The organism is Herbiconiux sp. FW305-C-125, assembly GCF_058783455.1.
Window position 1 is genome coordinate 164,341 of record NZ_JBYSYO010000003.1, and the last position, 16,787, is coordinate 181,127.

Annotated in this window: 23 protein-coding genes and 1 tRNA gene; 3 read left to right on the top strand and 21 right to left on the bottom strand. The window is 66.9% G+C overall.

Annotation, left to right across the window (positions count from 1 at the left end; genetic code table 11):
- Window positions 1-4: 4 nt before the first annotated feature.
- From AC3WLB_RS11110 to AC3WLB_RS11200, 19 genes are all read right to left on the bottom strand, one after another.
- Window positions 5-742: a M23 family metallopeptidase gene (locus AC3WLB_RS11110; RefSeq protein WP_492505914.1), complete on the bottom strand. Its 738-nt coding sequence runs from the start codon at window positions 740-742 to the stop codon at window positions 5-7.
- Window positions 743-762: 20 nt separating this feature from the next.
- Window positions 763-1,464 (bottom strand): LamG-like jellyroll fold domain-containing protein, encoded by a 702-nt coding sequence (locus tag AC3WLB_RS11115; RefSeq protein ID WP_492505916.1) that lies wholly within the window; start codon window positions 1,462-1,464, stop codon window positions 763-765.
- Window positions 1,464-3,176 (bottom strand): hypothetical protein, encoded by a 1,713-nt coding sequence (locus AC3WLB_RS11120; protein WP_492505918.1) that lies wholly within the window; start codon window positions 3,174-3,176, stop codon window positions 1,464-1,466. The genes AC3WLB_RS11115 and AC3WLB_RS11120 overlap by 1 nt, the downstream gene beginning before the upstream one ends.
- Window positions 3,177-3,188: 12 nt before the next feature.
- Window positions 3,189-4,382 carry a hypothetical protein gene (locus tag AC3WLB_RS11125; protein WP_492505920.1) on the bottom strand — a complete coding sequence of 398 codons (1,194 nt, stop codon included), beginning with the start codon at window positions 4,380-4,382 and terminating at the stop codon, window positions 3,189-3,191.
- Complete coding sequence (locus tag AC3WLB_RS11130) at window positions 4,379-4,753, bottom strand: hypothetical protein (protein WP_492505922.1); 375 nt, start codon at window positions 4,751-4,753, stop codon at window positions 4,379-4,381. Before AC3WLB_RS11130 ends, AC3WLB_RS11125 begins: the two co-directional genes overlap by 4 nt.
- Window positions 4,750-6,393, bottom strand: coding sequence for a hypothetical protein (locus AC3WLB_RS11135; RefSeq protein WP_492505924.1), 1,644 nt, complete (start codon window positions 6,391-6,393; stop codon window positions 4,750-4,752). Before AC3WLB_RS11135 ends, AC3WLB_RS11130 begins: the two co-directional genes overlap by 4 nt.
- Window positions 6,393-6,896 carry a hypothetical protein gene (locus AC3WLB_RS11140; protein ID WP_492505926.1) on the bottom strand — a complete coding sequence of 168 codons (504 nt, stop codon included), beginning with the start codon at window positions 6,894-6,896 and terminating at the stop codon, window positions 6,393-6,395. Before AC3WLB_RS11140 ends, AC3WLB_RS11135 begins: the two co-directional genes overlap by 1 nt.
- A 6-nt stretch (window positions 6,897-6,902) precedes the next feature.
- The gene (locus AC3WLB_RS11145) at window positions 6,903-7,346 is read right to left on the bottom strand and encodes a hypothetical protein (protein ID WP_492505928.1); all 444 of its coding nucleotides are present in this window, start codon (window positions 7,344-7,346) and stop codon (window positions 6,903-6,905) included.
- A 6-nt stretch (window positions 7,347-7,352) separates the two neighbouring features.
- On the bottom strand, window positions 7,353-7,724 hold the full coding sequence (locus AC3WLB_RS11150; RefSeq protein ID WP_492505930.1) for a hypothetical protein: 372 nt from the start codon (window positions 7,722-7,724) through the stop codon (window positions 7,353-7,355).
- A gap of 2 nt (window positions 7,725-7,726) precedes the next feature.
- Window positions 7,727-8,047, bottom strand: a complete 321-nt coding sequence (locus AC3WLB_RS11155; RefSeq protein ID WP_492505932.1) for a hypothetical protein — start codon at window positions 8,045-8,047, stop codon at window positions 7,727-7,729.
- 78 nt (window positions 8,048-8,125) lie between these two features.
- The gene (locus AC3WLB_RS11160; protein WP_492505934.1) at window positions 8,126-9,868 is read right to left on the bottom strand and encodes an HK97 family phage prohead protease; all 1,743 of its coding nucleotides are present in this window, start codon (window positions 9,866-9,868) and stop codon (window positions 8,126-8,128) included.
- On the bottom strand, window positions 9,865-10,992 hold the full coding sequence (locus tag AC3WLB_RS11165; protein ID WP_492505936.1) for a phage portal protein: 1,128 nt from the start codon (window positions 10,990-10,992) through the stop codon (window positions 9,865-9,867). The genes AC3WLB_RS11160 and AC3WLB_RS11165 overlap by 4 nt, the downstream gene beginning before the upstream one ends.
- A gap of 230 nt (window positions 10,993-11,222) precedes the next feature.
- Window positions 11,223-12,671 carry a terminase large subunit domain-containing protein gene (locus AC3WLB_RS11170; RefSeq protein WP_492505938.1) on the bottom strand — a complete coding sequence of 483 codons (1,449 nt, stop codon included), beginning with the start codon at window positions 12,669-12,671 and terminating at the stop codon, window positions 11,223-11,225.
- Complete coding sequence (locus AC3WLB_RS11175; protein ID WP_492505940.1) at window positions 12,652-13,020, bottom strand: hypothetical protein; 369 nt, start codon at window positions 13,018-13,020, stop codon at window positions 12,652-12,654. Before AC3WLB_RS11175 ends, AC3WLB_RS11170 begins: the two co-directional genes overlap by 20 nt.
- Before the next feature lie 66 nt (window positions 13,021-13,086).
- Window positions 13,087-13,404, bottom strand: a complete 318-nt coding sequence (locus AC3WLB_RS11180; RefSeq protein ID WP_492505942.1) for an HNH endonuclease — start codon at window positions 13,402-13,404, stop codon at window positions 13,087-13,089.
- Window positions 13,401-13,691: a hypothetical protein gene (locus AC3WLB_RS11185; protein ID WP_492505944.1), complete on the bottom strand. Its 291-nt coding sequence runs from the start codon at window positions 13,689-13,691 to the stop codon at window positions 13,401-13,403. The genes AC3WLB_RS11180 and AC3WLB_RS11185 overlap by 4 nt, the downstream gene beginning before the upstream one ends.
- Window positions 13,688-13,981 carry a hypothetical protein gene (locus AC3WLB_RS11190; RefSeq protein ID WP_492505946.1) on the bottom strand — a complete coding sequence of 98 codons (294 nt, stop codon included), beginning with the start codon at window positions 13,979-13,981 and terminating at the stop codon, window positions 13,688-13,690. Before AC3WLB_RS11190 ends, AC3WLB_RS11185 begins: the two co-directional genes overlap by 4 nt.
- Window positions 13,978-14,619 carry a helix-turn-helix domain-containing protein gene (locus AC3WLB_RS11195; protein ID WP_492505948.1) on the bottom strand — a complete coding sequence of 214 codons (642 nt, stop codon included), beginning with the start codon at window positions 14,617-14,619 and terminating at the stop codon, window positions 13,978-13,980. Before AC3WLB_RS11195 ends, AC3WLB_RS11190 begins: the two co-directional genes overlap by 4 nt.
- A complete protein-coding gene (locus AC3WLB_RS11200) occupies window positions 14,616-14,825 on the bottom strand; it encodes a MerR family transcriptional regulator (RefSeq protein WP_492505950.1) in 210 nt (69 codons plus the stop codon). Before AC3WLB_RS11200 ends, AC3WLB_RS11195 begins: the two co-directional genes overlap by 4 nt.
- A gap of 101 nt (window positions 14,826-14,926) precedes the next feature.
- On the opposite strand from AC3WLB_RS11200, the gene AC3WLB_RS11205 reads away from it, so the two are divergent.
- Entirely contained in the window at window positions 14,927-15,253 is a 327-nt protein-coding gene (locus tag AC3WLB_RS11205) for a helix-turn-helix domain-containing protein (protein WP_492505952.1), read from the top strand.
- Here the strand turns inward: AC3WLB_RS11205 and AC3WLB_RS11210 are convergent.
- Window positions 15,219-15,291, bottom strand: a tRNA-Lys gene (locus tag AC3WLB_RS11210). The genes AC3WLB_RS11205 and AC3WLB_RS11210 overlap by 35 nt on opposite strands.
- Window positions 15,292-15,398: 107 nt before the next feature.
- On the opposite strand from AC3WLB_RS11210, the gene bcp reads away from it, so the two are divergent.
- Window positions 15,399-15,881, top strand: coding sequence for a thioredoxin-dependent thiol peroxidase (gene bcp / locus AC3WLB_RS11215; RefSeq protein ID WP_022896748.1), 483 nt, complete (start codon window positions 15,399-15,401; stop codon window positions 15,879-15,881).
- Between the two features lie 6 nt (window positions 15,882-15,887).
- Here bcp and AC3WLB_RS11220 read toward each other — a convergent pair whose 3' ends face one another.
- On the bottom strand, window positions 15,888-16,337 hold the full coding sequence (locus tag AC3WLB_RS11220; RefSeq protein ID WP_492505955.1) for a hypothetical protein: 450 nt from the start codon (window positions 16,335-16,337) through the stop codon (window positions 15,888-15,890).
- 189 nt (window positions 16,338-16,526) lie between these two features.
- Here AC3WLB_RS11220 and AC3WLB_RS11225 point away from each other — a divergent pair, with 189 nt between their 5' ends.
- Window positions 16,527-16,775 (top strand): WhiB family transcriptional regulator, encoded by a 249-nt coding sequence (locus tag AC3WLB_RS11225; protein WP_077055322.1) that lies wholly within the window; start codon window positions 16,527-16,529, stop codon window positions 16,773-16,775.
- Window positions 16,776-16,787: the final 12 nt, after the last annotated feature.

The following is a 16,787-nucleotide window of genomic DNA, read 5'->3' on the forward strand; positions in this document are numbered from 1 at the left end:
TCGCTCACGCGCGGAGGCGTGCTTTCGCGACCTCGGTCATCTTGGCGTTGAGCGCGAGCACGGTGCGAACGTCGGTGCCGTTGAGCTTGACCACCGGCCCCCAGACCTTTTCGATCACAGCGCCGGTGTTCCGGTCGGCCGGCCCCACGCCGTCGGCATCCTGCCCCTCGGCCCCGCTGACGGCGTACTCGCCGCCGGGGAACACGAGAATCCAGGGCGAACCGCCGGGCTTGTCTTCGGTGATTGCAACGGGCATTTGAGCCTCCATCTTCTTGATGACTTGATCGATGGGCGAGAAACCGTCGCCCGCGGTGGTGGTGAGGTGCTGCTGGATGTACTCCCAGGGGTCGACCTTGTTGCCGAGCCCCTGGTAAGCCCGTGGGCTGTCGCTGATGGTCACGTGCAGGTGCGGACCTCGGGCGTTGCTTCCGGTGCCGCCTACGACGCCCACGTGCTCGCCCAGCGCCACATGCTCGCCGACGTCGACGAACGGCTGCTGCGCCTGATGGAGGCCGGCCCAATACAGGCCGTTGCCCATGTCGATGCACACGCAGTAGCCGTTGCCGCCGGTGGGCTCCCAGCCGGCGAAGACGACCACGCCGGCGGCGATCGCCGGGATGGACTCGCCGCCGATGCCGTTGCCCCAGTCCGAGCCGGTGTGGCCGTACTGGCGCGGCGGGTCGGCGTTCCCGAACGGGTCGGATGCGTCGTAGTGGCCGGGGAATGGATCGATAGTTTGCACGGTGACTCCTTTGCGGGTGGCTAGGGCAGGAAGGGGAAGCGGGCGCGCATGTCAGCGCGCACGGCGGCGACGTCGGCGTCGGTGAGTTCCGACTCGAAGACGGCGAGCTCGGCGAACTGCATGTTCGTCGCGGTCGCCGACGAGAGCGCGCCGAGATTCGTCGTGCCCGCTCCGGTGGCGGTGCCGGCGGATGCGCCGGGGTACTTGTTGCCGTCGACGAAAAGCGCCGTCGCGGTCGCACTGAAGCGGCCGGCGAAGAAGTGCCAGCCGGTCACGCCGGCAACGCCACCGGCACCGCCGCCGGTCAGGAACAGCGAGAACTGATTCGAGGCGTTCAGGAACAGCCGGCGACCGCCGACGTCGACGATCACCTTGTTCGCGGCCACGGCGATGATGTTCACGGCGAGAGCGAACGTCAGTGCGTGCGCCCCGTCGAGCGCGTAGACGGCGCGCAGCTGGTCATCCACCCCGTCGAAGGTGAGCACCGGCACGTCGTCGACGATCGCGACGACGGGCTGTTTCGGAGAGGCGGCGGCGAGCGGCGCGCCGCCGGCCAGGTCGATCAGCGAGGCCACCGCCTCGGCGACGTCGGCGGTCGAGTAGACGGTCGAGTAGCGGGCGACGGGCTGAGTGTCGACCGGGTAGGGCGGGACGTAGATGGGCGGGCCGGCCGGGTTCGAGATCTTGCCCGGCGTGGTGATGAGTAGTGACGTGTCGACCATTAGGCGGTCCAACCTTTCTGAGTGATTCGGGCGTAGAGGTAGGACTCGATCGCGGCGTGCACGAAGTCTTTGTAATGAGTCGCGTCGGCCATGATCGAGGGCGGGAGCGTGTCAGCGGCGAGCTTCGCGAGATCGTCGGCCGTGGGCGTGATGCCCTGGGCGGCCATGATCGCCGGCGCGTTCGCGATCAGGAGATCTCGCACCGGAACGAACAGATCGCCGACCGCCTCTTGAATGCCGTCGTTGATCGTCTGCACCCGCTGGTAACCGCCGGTGCCAACTCCCCAGTCCGTGCGCGTGATCGTGCCGATGAACAGCACCCGCTTGGCATAGGCGGCGTGGTGCTCGTAGATCGCGAGGGTCGCGTCGATCACCCGCTGAGTGAGAACGGCGCTCGAGTCGGTGTTGTGCAGGAGATCGTTCATGCCGCCGCCGACGATCTGAAGCGACGACTTGCGGCCTTCGCCCTCGACGCTGCGGAAAGGGGTGCCGGCCGGCACGTCGACGGCCGCGCCGACGGTCGTCCGCTTGAACGTGTAGTTGTTGGTATTCGGCGTGCGGGTGAGGGTGCCGGCGATACCGTCGAGGGTGCACGTCATGTCCCAGCCCTGGGAAGCCGTGATGTAGGCGTTGATGATCCGATCGGGCACGACGGCGACCGACGTGGTGGTCGCGGGCACGGTGATGCCGGCGGAGAGCTTCAGGACGATTCCGCCGGCGCGGGTGGCGATCTCTTCCATGTGCTGCCCACCGCGACCGCCGTTGTAGTAGTTCGCGCCGAGCCCGAGCTGCTGCGCGAGTAGGTAGGTGAACGTCTCGGTGTCGTCGATGCCGATCCCTGTATAGACGGCCGTCAGCGAGTCGCCCCACGACGAGAGCGAGTCGAGCCGGGTGACCGCGGGCACGACGTCGCCGGTCCCGTCAGCCTTCCGTGCGCGGCGTTCGCCGGCGGCATCGAACAGCACCCAGCCGTCAGAAGTCATCTCGGGGTTGTGAGGGTCGTCGGTGTTCGCGATCAGCCGGCGATCGGCCGTCGCGCGGGCCGTCGCGTAGATCGCACGATTGGGGGATCCCCCCGTCGTTTCCGTGACGTATCCGGGGGTCGAGAACGACGTGAGCACGTCGTCGGCGAGTTGGTCGACAGTGATCCATCCCTGCGCCTCGGCGAACTTCTGGCGGTGCCAGTCGATCCAGAAGGGGAGCATTCCCCCGTCGTCCGCCGTCGACGTGAACAGCATCCGGCCGGATTCGTCGACGACGGGTGCGTGCACGCCGGCCATCTTCGGAGTGATGGTCACGCCGAGCCGATCGCCGACGTCGGCGGCGATCGCCGTGCGGGTTTCGAGGGGCAGACGGTCGAGGGTGGCGCGACTGAAAATCAGATCGGCGGCGCTCGGGATCGGGCCGCCGTCGTCGTCGAGATCGGCGACCATGAACGTCGCGAACCCGAGCGGGTCGACAAAGCCGATCAGCCGGCCCGCCGGCCGCTCGGCACGCACGAGGCCGGCGTCGTCCTGAGCGAGTTCGGCGGCGGCTTCGACGATGCTCGGATCGTCGGAGATCGTCTGGATTGTCACGTTGCGCACCACACCTTTCATTGATTGCAGACCCTTGTTCAGCAGTTCGGAGAACTGACCGTCAGGGGCGAACAGGTCGCTTTCGCCGTAGACGTAAGCGCCGTCGTCGTCGTAGTGGCCGGGACCGGTTGTCATCGTTCTTCTCTCTCAGATCAGGGCGACGTCGCGCGTCGCCACGTTCATCTCGTCGTCGGGGAATCGCCAGGTGACGGACGACACGACGCCGGCGAGGGTTGGGGTTTCGGGAAGGTCGAGCGTGATCGGTGCGCCGGGTTCGAGCCGGTAGTCGGAAACTGCCGAGACGGGCACGAGCCGGCGGCGAGCAAGTTTCGATTTGAGGATGCGCGCGGCCGCCCCCTTGCCGGGGAACGGCCGGTTGTAGGTGACGACGTAGGGCAGGCGGCTAGCACCGGGCACCTGGTCGACGTCGTAGGCGGTGTGGTTGACGCCGGCGCTGTCGGTCCATTGGTAGGTGACCAGCACCGACTCGACGACGCTGCGGTCGAGATCGATCGTGTCGGTCGCTTCCGTGATGGTGCGCTCGGCGGACAGTTCCACGGTGTCGGCCGGGGTCGGCTGGTCGGTGCGGAGGTGCCACAGGCCGGCTTCGTCACACCACAGCCGGAGGTCGGCTCTCTGCAGAATGGGGGTGAGGTATTCCCACGCGGTCGTGCCGGTGCGCCAGGGGTTCGCGTCGCGGTCGAAGGTCGGGAACAGCGCACCGCCGGGCACGTCGTCGAGTTCGGCGTCGATGTAGTCGAGCACCCACGCCACGAGTTCGTGCACGCGGTCGACGTCGGCCGGCGGAAACAGTTCGGGGTTGGTATCGGACGTGTGTGTCCAGTCGTGCAGCTTGACGTCGAGGGTCGCGAGCGTCAGGGTGACGGTGCCGGCCACGTGGTCGATCGCGCGTGCACGCAGCATCATCTCGGGGAAGTCCCGAGAGGTCGACTGGTAGGCGTCGCCGGGATTCGACCAGGACGAGAACGCGCTGCGCGAGAAGCGGTCGACGGTGCCGAACCATGTCCCGCCGACTCCCGGTGTGCGGAACTTCTCGGAGAGCGCACGGAGCGTCTGACCGAACCACCGACGCGACATGTCGCCGATCGTCAGTAGCCGGCCGTAAGTCTGGGTGAGTTTGACGGAGACGTACCAGGTGTCGGCCGGGTCGATCTCGGCGAGGCCGGCGGCGAACGGGCAGACGAGCGTGATCTGACCGTAGGGCGACCAGCCTTCGTCGAGAGTGATCGTCGCTGAGGTCGGGCTGAGGTCGACGGGCTGGTCGCCGAGCAGCACCGCGTCGAGGGTGTGCGAGGTGATCTCAGTTCCGCCGATGATCACAGCGGCACCACCACCCCGGCCACCTGGCGATAGTCGACGGCGACGATCCAGCGGGTCAGCGTCTTGTCGTCCAGGGTGACGCCGATACGGCCGTCGACGACGTATCGCATCGTGAGCGCCGGCCGCTCGGTGTCGGCGTAGGTGAACACCTCGGCGGCGCGGTGAGCGTCGGCGGCGGCAAGCGCTGCGGCCTCTTCCATGAAGAACAGTTGGAGCGTGCCCTTTCGTGCGCCGGCGGGGCGCAGCGTGACGGCCGGCAGTGGGTTCGCGATGACCGGGTGAATGACGTTCCGGCTCTCGTGCTCCCACTCGTAGCCGAGCACGAGGTCGGGGCGCAGGATGACGTCTTCGGCGTAGGTGATGGTGATCATTCGACAGGGCTCCCGTTCCGGTCGACGACGTTCGCCGTGACCGTGATCGTGCGGCGCCGGCGCAGCCATGCGTCGACGGCCGCGTCGGCGTCGGAGAGGTCAGCGTCGACGCGCACGGTTGCCCGGTAGTCGCCGGCTGCGGCGGCGCGGATCTGCGACTCAGCGGTCGCGGTGTCGGCCTTCGCGGTGATGGTGGTTTCGCGTTTCGTCGATGTAAAGATCTCGGCCGCGTTCGTGGCCTTGTCGGTGTTCGCGTCGACCTCGGCCGTGGCTGACAGGTCGGTGCCGTCGAGCACGGCCTGACCGCCCCCGACGGCGGCTTGCAGCTTGGCGACGAACTCGCCTTCGAGGCCGCTGTCTTTGATGCTCTGAAGCATGGGTGCGAAGTCGATGCCCTGATCTAGGACGGCTTGGATCTCGGCGTCGGTGAGACCGAACCGGGTCGCGAGGTCGGCGACGTTCGTGTTGAAATTGGCGGTCGCGTCGATGCGGGCTTGGATCGATGCGAGGTAGCCGGCGGGATCGAGCGCGTTCGTCTCGGCGTTCTTGAAGTTGTCGAACGATCCGACGCTTTCGTCGATCGCCGATTGGTAGGTGTCGACGGCGGCGGCGCGTGTCTCCATGGCTGCGCCGCCGGCGGCGAGGTAGGCGGCTTCGCTGGCGGCGGCGTCATTGGCGGCGCTCTGGGTCTTTTCGAGCTGGTCGACGATCATCTGTTGGGCGTCGGCTCGGCGCAGAGCGTTGCCGTAGGCCGTCGACGAGGTGGTGTCGATCGCGTCGGCTTCCGCGCGCAGCTGGTCGAGGTGCGCCTTCTCGGTGCGCACCAGGTCGTCGAGTTCGTCGGTGCTGCCGGCGTAAGCCTGAGCGAGCTTCCGGAAGTCGCTGCCGGTGACGCCGGCTTGGTCTTGCAGGTCGGCGAGTTTGACTGTGCCGTCTTCGGTGTTGGTCGCGAGTTCTTTCAGCTTGTCGACCAGGAAGTCGAGCGAGACGCCGCTGATCTTTCCGGTGTCGATGTACTCCTGCCCGAGTTCCCGAACTCGCTCCTTCATGAGTTCGTCGCCGGCGATCACATCCTGAATCGCCTTCGATCCGATGCCGATACCGGCGGCGATCCCTAGGCCGGCGACCAGGCCGGCCCCGCCGAATCCGGCGAAGGCGTTCGCGGCCACCTCTTGGAAGGCATCGACGATACTGTCGGCCGACCCGTCGAAGCTTGCCGCCGATTCCTTGGCGGTCGAGACGCTCTCGTCTTTGAACTCGTCGATCGACCGTTTCGCGCCACGGGTTCCGCGGCCGATGTTCTGGTCGATCGCGTCGCCGGCGGTGCTGGTGTCCCGGCGCACATTGTCGGCCATGTCTTTGAAGCTGGCTTCGAGCCGGTCGACGCTCGATCGCGCATCACGCGCCCCGTCGTCGATCCCGTCGGCGAGGCGGTCGCCGGCTTTGTCGCCGGCCTTGCCGAGATCGTCGGCGGCGTCGGCGGCAGTGTCGAGGGCAGAGGCGACCTTATCGCCGGCGGTGCGGCCGTCCTGGGCGAGATCGTCGAGCGAGTCTGCCACGGCCTCGAAGGTGGCTTCGACCTGCTCGCCGCCGCGCAGCACGTCGCGCACGTTCGCGAGAAAGTCGATAGAGATCGCCACTAGTTGCTCTTCCCTGTGAATGCGTCTCGGTAGAGATCGACGATGGTTTCCACCCACATAGCGACCAGCCGGCGGCCGGTGACCGATGCGGCCGCGAAGGCCACGCGGCCTTGCTTCTGACGGGGGCGGAACTGGGTGTTGACGGTGCGGGTCACGGTGAATCTCTTGCCGCGCCGCGAGGTGGTTTCAAAGGTGCGCTTGCGGACTCGTGCGCCCAGTTCGACCGACGGCCAGTCGGACGACGGGACGAACCCGCCGCGTAGTGGCCTGTTCGACGTCGCCGCGCGGAGCGAGACTTGCCTCACGCCGACTTGGACTCGAGAACCCTTGGCGATCACGCGCTCTTCCATGCGCGTCTCGACGTGCCCGCGAAGGGCTTCCGACCACACCGGGTTGAGTCGCTTGCGCGCCTCTTTATTGATGTCGAGTCGGATCTCTCGGTTCGCGCGTTTGAGTGAGATCAGCGCGGCCGTGAGTTCGCGGGAACGTCGGACGTCGAGCACGGTCGGTTAGTCCTCGGGGTCAGGGGGGACGGGGGTGCCGTCGTCGTTGACCTTGACCGGCGGCGTGCACGGGCAGGCCAGCGTCGACTCGTTGTACTGGTTGACCGCGCCGCCGATGGTCGGGGCGACCAGCGTCACGGTGGACTGAAACGCCCACGTCATGTCGCCGTGCGGCTTGTACTTCAGCACCACCGTTTCGCCGGCGTGCTCGAACATGAAGTTGCACATCGAGTCGTCGTCATCCCACGCCTGAATGATCGTGAGGTTGCAGACGTTCTCGCTCGCGGCCGTGTCGGCGAGCACAGCGTCAGGGGTGCCGCCGCGCCACCGGATCGTGGTGCCGGCGGGGTCGGGGAACTCGCAGTTCGAAACGGACTTCTCCCAGTTGTCCTCGCCCAGCTGGACGCGAATGTCTTTCTGGGGCCGGCCTTTCAGGGCTTTGGTGGTCATGGCTTTCTACTCCTTGGTTGTCTTGATGGCGGTTTCGAGGCGGTAGGCGTGCAGGTCGCCGTACATCTCGCGGGTGGCAGTGGGCACGGTGCACCAGGTGGTTTCGGCGAGTGCCCCCTGAACCTCTTCGAGCGCGGCGTCTAGTGCGTCTTCGGCTAGCTCTTCGTCGTCGACACCCGTAACTACCCAGATCCAGAACGTCTCGTCGAAGCTGCCCGTCGTGGGGGCCGGCGCGACTGTGCGCCGCTCTACGACGACGGTGCCGTCGGCGAGATCGCCGATGACGTTGAGGCTCTTCGGGTAGTGGTGCACCTCCCACGTGCCGGGCAGTAGCTCGCGCAGCGCGTCGGCGAGTTGCTTGCGGGTGGAGTCGGGCACGGTCAGCCGATCTGAGGGCCGGCGGACTTGGGCCGGATGACGTTGCGAATGTTCCAGTCCATGGGGAACACGCGGACGGTGTAACCGTCGGGGCCGGTCACGTCGCCGGGGCCGGCCTTCTGCGCCTTCACGAGCGCTTGGATCTGCATCAGCTGGGCGAGCACATAGCGGGTCGGGATCTCGGCCCCCTCGGCGAGCACCGGCGCATATTCGAGAACCTGCTCGCGGGCGACGTCGACGATCTGCGAGAACAGCGGCTCGGGCTGAGTCGCGAGATTCTTGTCGACGGCCTTCGCGCTGTTTGCGGTGTACCAGTCAGCCATGCTGCGCCTTCTCTTGGGTGTCGGTGGGTGGTGGTAAGCGGGCCGCGCGGAGGGGAAGACCGCGCGGCCCGCTGCCGGCTACGCCTCGACGGGCTCGGTCAGGTCGACGTAGCGCTTCTCGATCGCGCGCTTGTCGTTGACGAGGATGCCGCCGTAGGAGAACCAGCCGATGTCGATCCCGCCGTTCGGGATCACCAGGGCTTCGAGGGTGATCGGCCCCTTCTCGTAGACCGACACGGCCCGCTTGTCGTAGCCGGCGATCGTGCCGTTGGTCATCTTCGCGTCGGCCTCGATCGTCAGGTTGCCGGCGATCGACTTGCCCTCGGTGAGGCTGACGCCGAGCGAGAGCGCGAGCCACGCCGGCAGGTCGGCGATCTTCATCTCCGACCACGCCTCGAAGAGATCTTCGGCGAGCCAGATCTGATCGAGCTTCGCGCCGATGGTGCGGAAGTCGCGGGCGATCGCGCCGACCGCGCCGAGCACGCTCGTGTGCGGCGTGGCGATCGCGCCGGGCTGACCGACGGTCGGCACGGTCGCGGCGGCGAGCACCTTCGCAGCGACGTCGAAGTCGGAGACGCGCTCGTAGTTCTTCGTGCACTTGCCGAGCAGCGAGGCGGCGAGATCCGGCGTGCCGAGATCCCGGAAGATCCGATCGACCCGCGCGGCCCATGCCCAGCGGTCGGGCTCGGCGGTGACCTTGCGGGTGCTGAACCCGTTCGAGGGAACCTCGGTCAGATCGCCGTCATACTTCTCGGGCACCGGGGTTTCGTCCCAGGCATAGCCCTCGATCTCCTGGGAGGTGAGCGGCTTCACCGGCCCGAGCGAGTCGATCCACGGCCGGCCCTCGGCTTCGGCCTGCCAGACCTCGCCGACCCACTCGGGCCGGGTGAACGCCTCGCCGGCGTCGTCGGCGTTGCCGCTGGTGCCGGTGATCTGCTCGATCGCCAGAGCGACCGCGCTGCCGGATGCGCCGGGCGTGGTCGCAGCTTCGACGATCCGGTCGACCGCCATGGAGAGCGAGAGGCCGCGCTCCTGGGTGTGGGCGCGACCGGTGGGGGCCGGCGAGTCGGCGGGGCCGGCTGCGAGTTCGGCCGGCACCGTGGGGGCCGGCGGGGTCGCCAGCGTCTCGGTGACGGTCAGCGCGGCCAGAGCGGCGTCATGCTGCTCCTGGGTGATGCGGCCGGCTGCGAGGGCCGCCGCGAGCTGGGCTCGGTTCATGGTGTGGTTTTCCTTTCGTGCGGTTGCCAAAGCGGCGGCAACGGATGCGACGCCGGCCTCTTGGACGGCGGGGATTGCGCAGAGGCTGGTCTCGTACCAGTCGCCTCTGTAGACGTGGAGCACCCAATCGGCATCGATCTCGTACTCGTGAATGGTGAGCCCGACGCTGAGGCCGTCGCGCAGGTGCTCGTCGAACTCCTGCTGAACGCGGGCGATCTCGGTCGAGGCGATCTGCCAGGATGCGGCTTGACCGGCGTCGTCGACGTCGAGCATGTAACCGACGGGCTCGGCGTGGTTGTGGTCGCGGAGGATCTTGTTCTTCACGAGCGGCTGTCGGGGCACGAGCGCGCCGGCGTGGATGATCATGTTGTGCGACTCGATCAACTCGTCGTAGCGGGTCACGGTGTCGGCGCGCAGCACGCCGCCGGTCGGCGCGCCTTCGGAGTCCGACTCGACGTCGAGACGCACGGCCGGCGTCATGACGTGCAGGTCGATCGCCGGCGCGGGCGCGGTGCCGCCGGCGAGGGTGACGATCGCGGTCACGTAGGCCGCTTCGTCGATGAGGCCGGCGGCGAGCAGTGCGTCGAGTTGGGCGCGGTTCATTTGGTCGTGTCTCCTGACTTCTCGGGGGCGGCTTTGTCCCAGCCCTCTTGCTCGGCGATCCATTCGTTCGTGATGAACCCGCCGTCGGTGCCGAGCTTGTACGTCTCGAATCGGGTCTTCTGATCGGGCTTCGTCAGGTCGTCCGTATTGAACTTGACGGCCCACCCGCGCGGGGTCACGTCGGGCATGCTGAGCCGGTCGGTGATCGCCGTCATGTAGGGCGAGAGCGCCAGGTCGATCAGTTCCCAGTTCCGTGACGCACGGTTCTCGTAGTGCAGCGACGAGCCTTCGAGCACGACGTCAGCGGCCCAGGCCGGGATGCCCAGGTGACGCACGATTTCGAGGTTGATCGCCTTGCGACCCTCGATCAGCAGCTGCTCGGGGTAGATGCCGAGCGCGTTCACGGTCAGCCCCTTGGACGAGAACCCGACGCCGTGGGTCTTGCGTGCGGTGACCCACCGCTCGATGAGATCGTCAACCTCGGTCTTGTCGATCTTGTCGCCGTCCCAATGGAGGTCGACGGAGGGCACCGGGTTGTCTTCGGCGAGGGCCGCTGCCCGGTTGATCGCGATCGCCCGTTGCAGCGTCTCGGATGCGTCGTGCAGCGCGCCGGAGTCGATCGAGTCGAACTGGATCACGTCACGCGGTGCGACCTCTTTGCCGAATGCGTGCGTGAGCTTTCCGTCGCTGTCGATCTGCACCTCGCCGCGGTCGGGCATCTTGACGAAGGTGGGCCAGCCGTAGGAGTCGCGCTCCTGAACGATCCACCAGGCTCGCGGATAGAACATCAGCTGATCGACCAACCACGTCAGGGTGTTCGACGCGCTGCGGTCGCGCTCGGGCTGGGCGAGCAGCGACATCTGCACCGGGGCCGGCCGCGCGCCTTTCACGCTGGTAAGCGTCATTCGGCCGATGGTGCCGGCGATCACCCGTCGGGACTTCGAGACGGGGGCGAGCTTCATTGCCCGGTCGCGGGTGATGGTGATGCCGCGTGCGATCCCGTAGAGGTCTTCCAGGGTGGCTCGGTACAGCTGGTCGCCGGAGTCTTCCCACGGGGTCGCAATCGCGACGTCGGCGGCTAGCTTGTAGCCAAGGGCTCGGGCTGCGCGATCGATGATTCCCACGCTTGCAACTCTGCGGAGTGCTTTCGTCTCTCGAAATCTGAGGCGTTCCGAACCGCGCAATCTAGCGCTTTCCGGGCCTGCACGACGCCGGCGTGAAAGTCGCGCTCATGGCGCGCGGCGACGATCCACCCTTGCAGGCGATCGAACCCGAACCCATGCCACCAGGGGCATACGTCACAGACGACGACGACGGAGATTTGCGTGTAATCGAGCTTCAGCATGTGAGCCTTTCAGAAGTGGAGTTCGGGTTTGCCGATGGGTGCGTCGCGGTGGTCGTAGATCCACATGCCGACGACGGATGCGATCGCGGCGGCGATCGGCCCGGTCGAGTGGCTGCGGCTGAATCGGGTCAGGTCGCCGTACTTGCGCAGCACGAGCGAGGCGATCGCGAAGCGCAGCGACTTCGATCCGTCGTGGTGCAGCGTCTTCTCGTCGCGGGCGAGCTTCAGCCACGCGACGCACGCCGTTCCAAAGTCGGTCGCGCTGATCGTGCGGATGCGTTCGCGCACGCTGTCAGCGTCGACGAGGCCGGCGTCGACGAGCCGCCGGCGCAACTCGTCGGTGACGGCGCGCGTCTCGCCGCCGTCGTCGGCGCCCATCGCGATTGGCTTCCACTCGGTGTAGAGCTTCACGAGTAAGTCGACGAGCCACAGGGTGCCGGGAGCGGCGTGCAGCACCCGCGTCCAGACTTCGCCCTTCTCGTCGCGCCAGGTCGCCATGACGGCCGCGCACTCGTTGTCGGGGGCGACTTCGTAAGTGATGACGATCTCGGAGCGCAGCGGCACGTAGTCGGGCACGCCGGCGAGGGCATCCCAGTCTTCCAGCGGCATGACCGTGTTCGCCGCCTCGGTCCAGACGTTGCAGAACGATCGCAGCCACTTGGGCCGGCTGGTCTTCTTCGACGTCGCGATCAGGTCGTCGACGGTGATCGTGTGGCCGGCGGCGGGGTGGAACGCGGCGATCGTGTCGCGGTCGTAGGGGTCCGCCCCGTCGGGCAGTCCCCACTCGAAGTAAGCGAGGCCGGGCCAGTCGCCCTTGCGGCCGCGTTCGACCCACTTGCGCATGAAGGTCGACAGGGCCGTGCCGGCGGTCGAGATCATCCACACCTGGCGGTTGCCCGAGAGGGTGATCTGCGCTGGGATGATGGCGTCTTCGAGCATGGCGTCGCCGAGCGCTTCGTCGAACTCCCAGATCTCGTCGAGCGTCACGAGCGGCGGAGTCTCGCCATGGATCGCCGACTCCGTGGGCGCGAAGATCTTCAGCGCTGCGCCGTTCGGGAAGGTGATCCCTTCGTCGCCGGCGGAGTAGCGGAACTTCACCACGTGTTCGAGCGGTGATCGCTTCACGAGCTTGACGAGATCGCCGAACCGGGAGCGGGCATCCTTGCCCGTCTGCGCGGTGTAGAACGCCTTCGCGTCGGGGTTGTGCACGAGCCTGTCGATCTGCACCGGGCCGACGACGGTCGTCTTCCCCGACTGGCGCGGCACGGTGATCACGACTAGCTCGTACTTCAGCCCGCCGGCCGGCGTGCGCTCGGTAGCGACGTCGACGACGAACCGCTGCCAGGGCAACAGGGGCTTGCCCATGCCGGCCGCGATCAGGGCGATACGAGCCCCGTCAGACGGCGCAGAGGGGTCGCGCGGCGTCCAGTACTTCGGGTTACTCGGCGGAGTCAGCATCAACCGACTTACGCTCGGCGTTTGCGGCGCGCTCTAGCTCTTCGATCCAGCGGGCGAACTTCTCTTCGGTGCCGGCGACGCTTGGCTGCGGGAGAGCTTCGAGTGTCTCGCGCAGCTGCGCTGCAGCCATGGCGGCGGCGGAGGCGCGACCAGACCGCCGGCCCGACGACACAGCGTCGGCGAGTTCGAGGGCAAGCTGACACATGGCGGCGTGCCGGGGCTCGAGCAACTTCTCATCGTTCAGAGCCGCGATCGTCTGCACTACGGCGGTGCGGAGAGCGGAGGGCTTAGCGCCGTTTTCCGGATCGAGTTCTAATCCGGGCAGTTCGATTTGTGACTCGTGCGACATTTTGAAAACTCCGGTTTTTTGTGGGGAGGTGGGGAGAAACGGACAAGGCTGCGCGTGGGTGTCCAGCTAGGCCGCTCTAAAAAAGTCGAGGCCGCTCTCGATGATCAATTGGGGGCCGGATGCCTCGCGGTTTCCGCGTGACTCGTTGCACTTCTTGTGAGCCGGCGCGAGGTTGGCTAGCTCGTAGACTGCGCCGCCGTGCGATCGCGGGATCACGTGGTCAGCGGTGTTCGCACCTGGCAACCCGCACAGCCAACACACGTGGCCGTAGTGTTCGAGCGTGAGGCGCACGTACTGCTGCGCCTTGCGCCCGCCCCACTTCTGCTCGGGCAGGTCAGGGTCGGCGAGAGCCCCCTCGCCGGCCAGGATGCGAAGCTGAGTCACGCGGCACGCAGCCGGCGCAGCATGATCGCGACGTCGAGCGGGGTCACTGCTCGGCTGGCGGTGGCGACGCACGGCGACACGACGGCGAGCAGGCCGGCCACCTTCGGATGCCGAGCAGCGCGCGGGGTGACCTCGATGCGCTCGGCCCGCATCCCACGCGCACGGTTCACCGAACGCACGGTGACGATCGCGGCCGGCCGCAGGGTGTGCGGGAATCCATAGTCAGCGGCATCCGACATATCGACCGCCACCAGCACGACGGGCAGGAAGGGCGGGCGATCGCTCACAGTTCGACTCGCATCGCTCGGCGCAGTGCCCACTCACGCTTCGCCTTGCGGCTGGCGGTCGGGGGCGGGGCGTCGTCGAACAGGTCTGGGGTGTGGTCGTTGCTGACCATAGGCTCGGCGCGACGTGATGCACGCGAGGCGTGTACCTCATCCATCCGTGCTTGCTCTTGTGCTGCGAGCAGGTCGCGACGATCCGTCGAGAAGCGGTGCCAGAACGCCGCCTGATCGATCCGCATCGAGAGCGGCGGGATTGGCTGGCGGATGCCCCAGCCGACGAAGTGTGCGTTCATGATGCGATCTCTCCTGTCGTGGTGTTGAGCGTGTGGGCTGACTGGTGCTCGGAGCACCAGAGGCAGTAGCCCGACGGCTCATAGCGGTGGTGGCCGTTCCGCGATCGCTCGCACTTGGCGAGGATCAGCCGGCGATAGAGGTCGGGGTCAGCCGGCCTCTCGACTCGCGCGTGCGCGATAAGCCGGCTCTCTTCTTGATCTCTTGTTGTTTGGTTAGTGGATGGTTTGGGTGTCGTGGGGGACACCCCTCCCCCGTCGTGAAAGACACCCGGTGTCGCTGACGACACCCCTGTGAACAACTCGTCTGGGATCGTCTCGCCCTTGACCTTGTGCTTGCGTGTGCGGTCGCAGCCGATGGGGCACTGAAGGCGGAATTCGTAGAGGTTGGGGCGCAGGTGGTCGGCCGTCGAGTGGTCGCCGCCGGCGCTCACGTGGCGGCGGATCTCGCCCTTCAGTTCAAGCTCGCCGAGCAGCTTCTGCACCTGGCGAGGCGTGACGCCGGCATACTTCGCCAGGGTCGCCACGGACGGCCATGCGCCGCCGTCGCCGTCGTGATTGGCGATGCCGAGCAGCACGAGCTTTCCTGCCCCCTTGGCGCGCGAGTGGTGCAGCGCGATCGCCATCGACTCGACGCTCACTTGTGCTCCGCCGGCAGGTCGCTGAGGTCGAAGACGTAGGCCGCGCCGTCGAGGGTGGCGAGCGGGACGATCGCGCCGGCCTGAATGCGGCGGGTGAGGGTCGACCGGTCAATGCCGTAGCGATCGCACGCGGTCTTCGAGCCGACCAGCTGACCGGGCCAGATCATGCGCGGCTCCCAGTTGGGCTCGCTTTGCGTGGTGTCCATAATCGGGAATCATTACCGACAACCGGGTGAATTACAAGATTGTAATTCGGCGCGTCGCACAGGTCGTTGCAAAGCTGTAGGGCTTACGCAATGATTAGTGCATGAGTGAACCCCGGCAGATCCCGAATTCAGTAACCCGCTTTGAAGAGTGGGACGTGGCCGATCGCATGCGTCGCACGCTGCGCGTTACCGGGATCACGGTCGCTGAGATCGCGGAGGATCTGGGCGTCAGTCGCGAGGCGGTGGGCACGTGGATCAATGGCCGCGTGAAGCCGCGAAAGACCGTGCTCATGGCGTGGGCGCTGCGCACCGGCGCGCCTTACGAGTGGCTGACCAGCGGCGAGAGCGGAAACGACAAAGGCCCCGATCCAGAAGGACCGGGGCCGGATGAAGTGCACCCCCTGGGACTTGAACCCAGAACCCACTGATTAAGAGTCAGTTGCTCTGCCGATTGAGCTAGAGGTGCGCGGCTCTAGGCGAGCCAGTCGTCAACATTAGCATGCTCTCCGCGCCGAACGCGAACCGGCCACGACGTGCAGGCGAACGGCGCCACGGATGCGAAATACTGGGTTCATGACAGACGCGAGCGGCCGCATCGAAGCCGGCCAGACGGCCCCCGAATTCACCCTCCTCGACCAGGATGGCGCATCCCGTTCGCTCTCCGACTACCGCGGGCAGCGCGTCATCCTCTACTTCTACCCCGAGGCCGGCACTCCGGGTTGCACCACCGAGGCGTGCGACTTCCGCGACAACCTCAATTCGCTGAAGAGCGCCGGCTACACGGTGCTCGGCGTCTCGCGCGACCTGCCCGCGAAGCTCCGCGCCTGGGTCGACGAAGAGAACCTGAACTTCACTCTGCTGTCCGATCCGGATGTCGCGGTGCACCAGCTCTACGGCGCCTGGGGAGAGAAGAAGCTGTACGGCAAAGTCGTGACGGGCGTGCTGCGGTCGACCTTCGTCATCGACGAGGAGGGCGTCGTGACGCTCGCGCTCTACAACGTCAAGGCCACCGGGCACGTCGCGTCGCTGCGCAAGAAGCTCGGCGTCGACGCCTAGCCTCGCTCAGACGTCGCGTCGCGTCGCCGCCACGACCGGCGGCGTGAACAGGAGGACGAGCGCGAGCACAGCCGGGACGAGCAGGTACCAGCCGATCGTCGGGGTCGCCACGATGCCCTGGAAGCAGCCGATCGCGATGACCACCTGCAGCAATTGCCACACGAGGGTCGCGGCGCGCGTCCACGGCCGGGCTTGCAGCGTGTGCACGGCCACGAAGCCGAGGAAGACGGCGGCGATCGCGGCCAGGATGAGAATGGCCACGGCGGTCTCGAACGAGGACGGCCGGACCGTCAGCATCTCGACGACGAGCCACAGCACCACGCCCGCCATGACGAGCGCTTCAGCGCCCACGATGACCGCGAGCAGCACGAGCAGGGCCGGTCGTTTCGGCAGTTCCGGCCGGTCGACGGATTCCCGTTCACCCGGAGTTGGGGTGTCGTTCGTCTCGTCACTCACTGCCGTACTCCATCAGAAAACCCTTGATTTGCAAATACCAGTATGCGACCATATTTGAGGTCAATGTTGCTCACAGTGACGTGAGCGGGTGCATCCTCCTCTTGGGTGCAGCGTCACGTGCCATTGGCCTTCACCCGAAAGTCTTCAGCCTATCGACTGAAGCACACCGCATCCAAAGGAGCTCCCGCTATGGATTGGCGCGACAAAGCCGCCTGCCTGACTGCCGACCCGGAACTTTTCTTCCCCGTGGGAAACACCGGTCCGGCTGTCGACCAGATCGACAAGGCAAAGGCCGTCTGCGCCCGGTGCTCCGTCACCGAGGTGTGCCTGCAGTACGCGCTCGAGACCGGTCAGGACTCCGGCGTGTGGGGCGGGCTCAGCGAAGACGAGCGTCGCGCTCTGAAGCGTCGCGCTGCCCGCGCACGGCGCGCCTCCTAGACCCGCCGACGC

Excerpts from the sequence above, each read along its gene's own strand:
- AC3WLB_RS11120 (WP_492505918.1), bottom strand. The coding sequence starts at position 3,176 with ATGACAACCGGTCCCGGCCACTACGACGACGACGGCGCTTACGTCTAC.
- AC3WLB_RS11205 (WP_492505952.1), top strand. The coding sequence starts at position 14,927 with ATGAGTGAACCCCGGCAGATCCCGAATTCAGTAACCCGCTTTGAAGAG.
- AC3WLB_RS11170 (WP_492505938.1), bottom strand. The coding sequence starts at position 12,671 with ATGCTGACTCCGCCGAGTAACCCGAAGTACTGGACGCCGCGCGACCCC.
- AC3WLB_RS11175 (WP_492505940.1), bottom strand. The coding sequence starts at position 13,020 with ATGTCGCACGAGTCACAAATCGAACTGCCCGGATTAGAACTCGATCCG.
- AC3WLB_RS11200 (WP_492505950.1), bottom strand. The coding sequence starts at position 14,825 with ATGGACACCACGCAAAGCGAGCCCAACTGGGAGCCGCGCATGATCTGG.
- AC3WLB_RS11225 (WP_077055322.1), top strand. The coding sequence starts at position 16,527 with ATGGATTGGCGCGACAAAGCCGCCTGCCTGACTGCCGACCCGGAACTT.
- AC3WLB_RS11115 (WP_492505916.1), bottom strand. The coding sequence starts at position 1,464 with ATGGTCGACACGTCACTACTCATCACCACGCCGGGCAAGATCTCGAAC.
- AC3WLB_RS11155 (WP_492505932.1), bottom strand. The coding sequence starts at position 8,047 with ATGGCTGACTGGTACACCGCAAACAGCGCGAAGGCCGTCGACAAGAAT.
- AC3WLB_RS11130 (WP_492505922.1), bottom strand. The coding sequence starts at position 4,753 with ATGATCACCATCACCTACGCCGAAGACGTCATCCTGCGCCCCGACCTC.
- AC3WLB_RS11160 (WP_492505934.1), bottom strand. The coding sequence starts at position 9,868 with ATGAACCGCGCCCAACTCGACGCACTGCTCGCCGCCGGCCTCATCGAC.
- bcp (WP_022896748.1), top strand. The coding sequence starts at position 15,399 with ATGACAGACGCGAGCGGCCGCATCGAAGCCGGCCAGACGGCCCCCGAA.
- AC3WLB_RS11190 (WP_492505946.1), bottom strand. The coding sequence starts at position 13,981 with ATGAACGCACACTTCGTCGGCTGGGGCATCCGCCAGCCAATCCCGCCG.
- AC3WLB_RS11145 (WP_492505928.1), bottom strand. The coding sequence starts at position 7,346 with ATGACCACCAAAGCCCTGAAAGGCCGGCCCCAGAAAGACATTCGCGTC.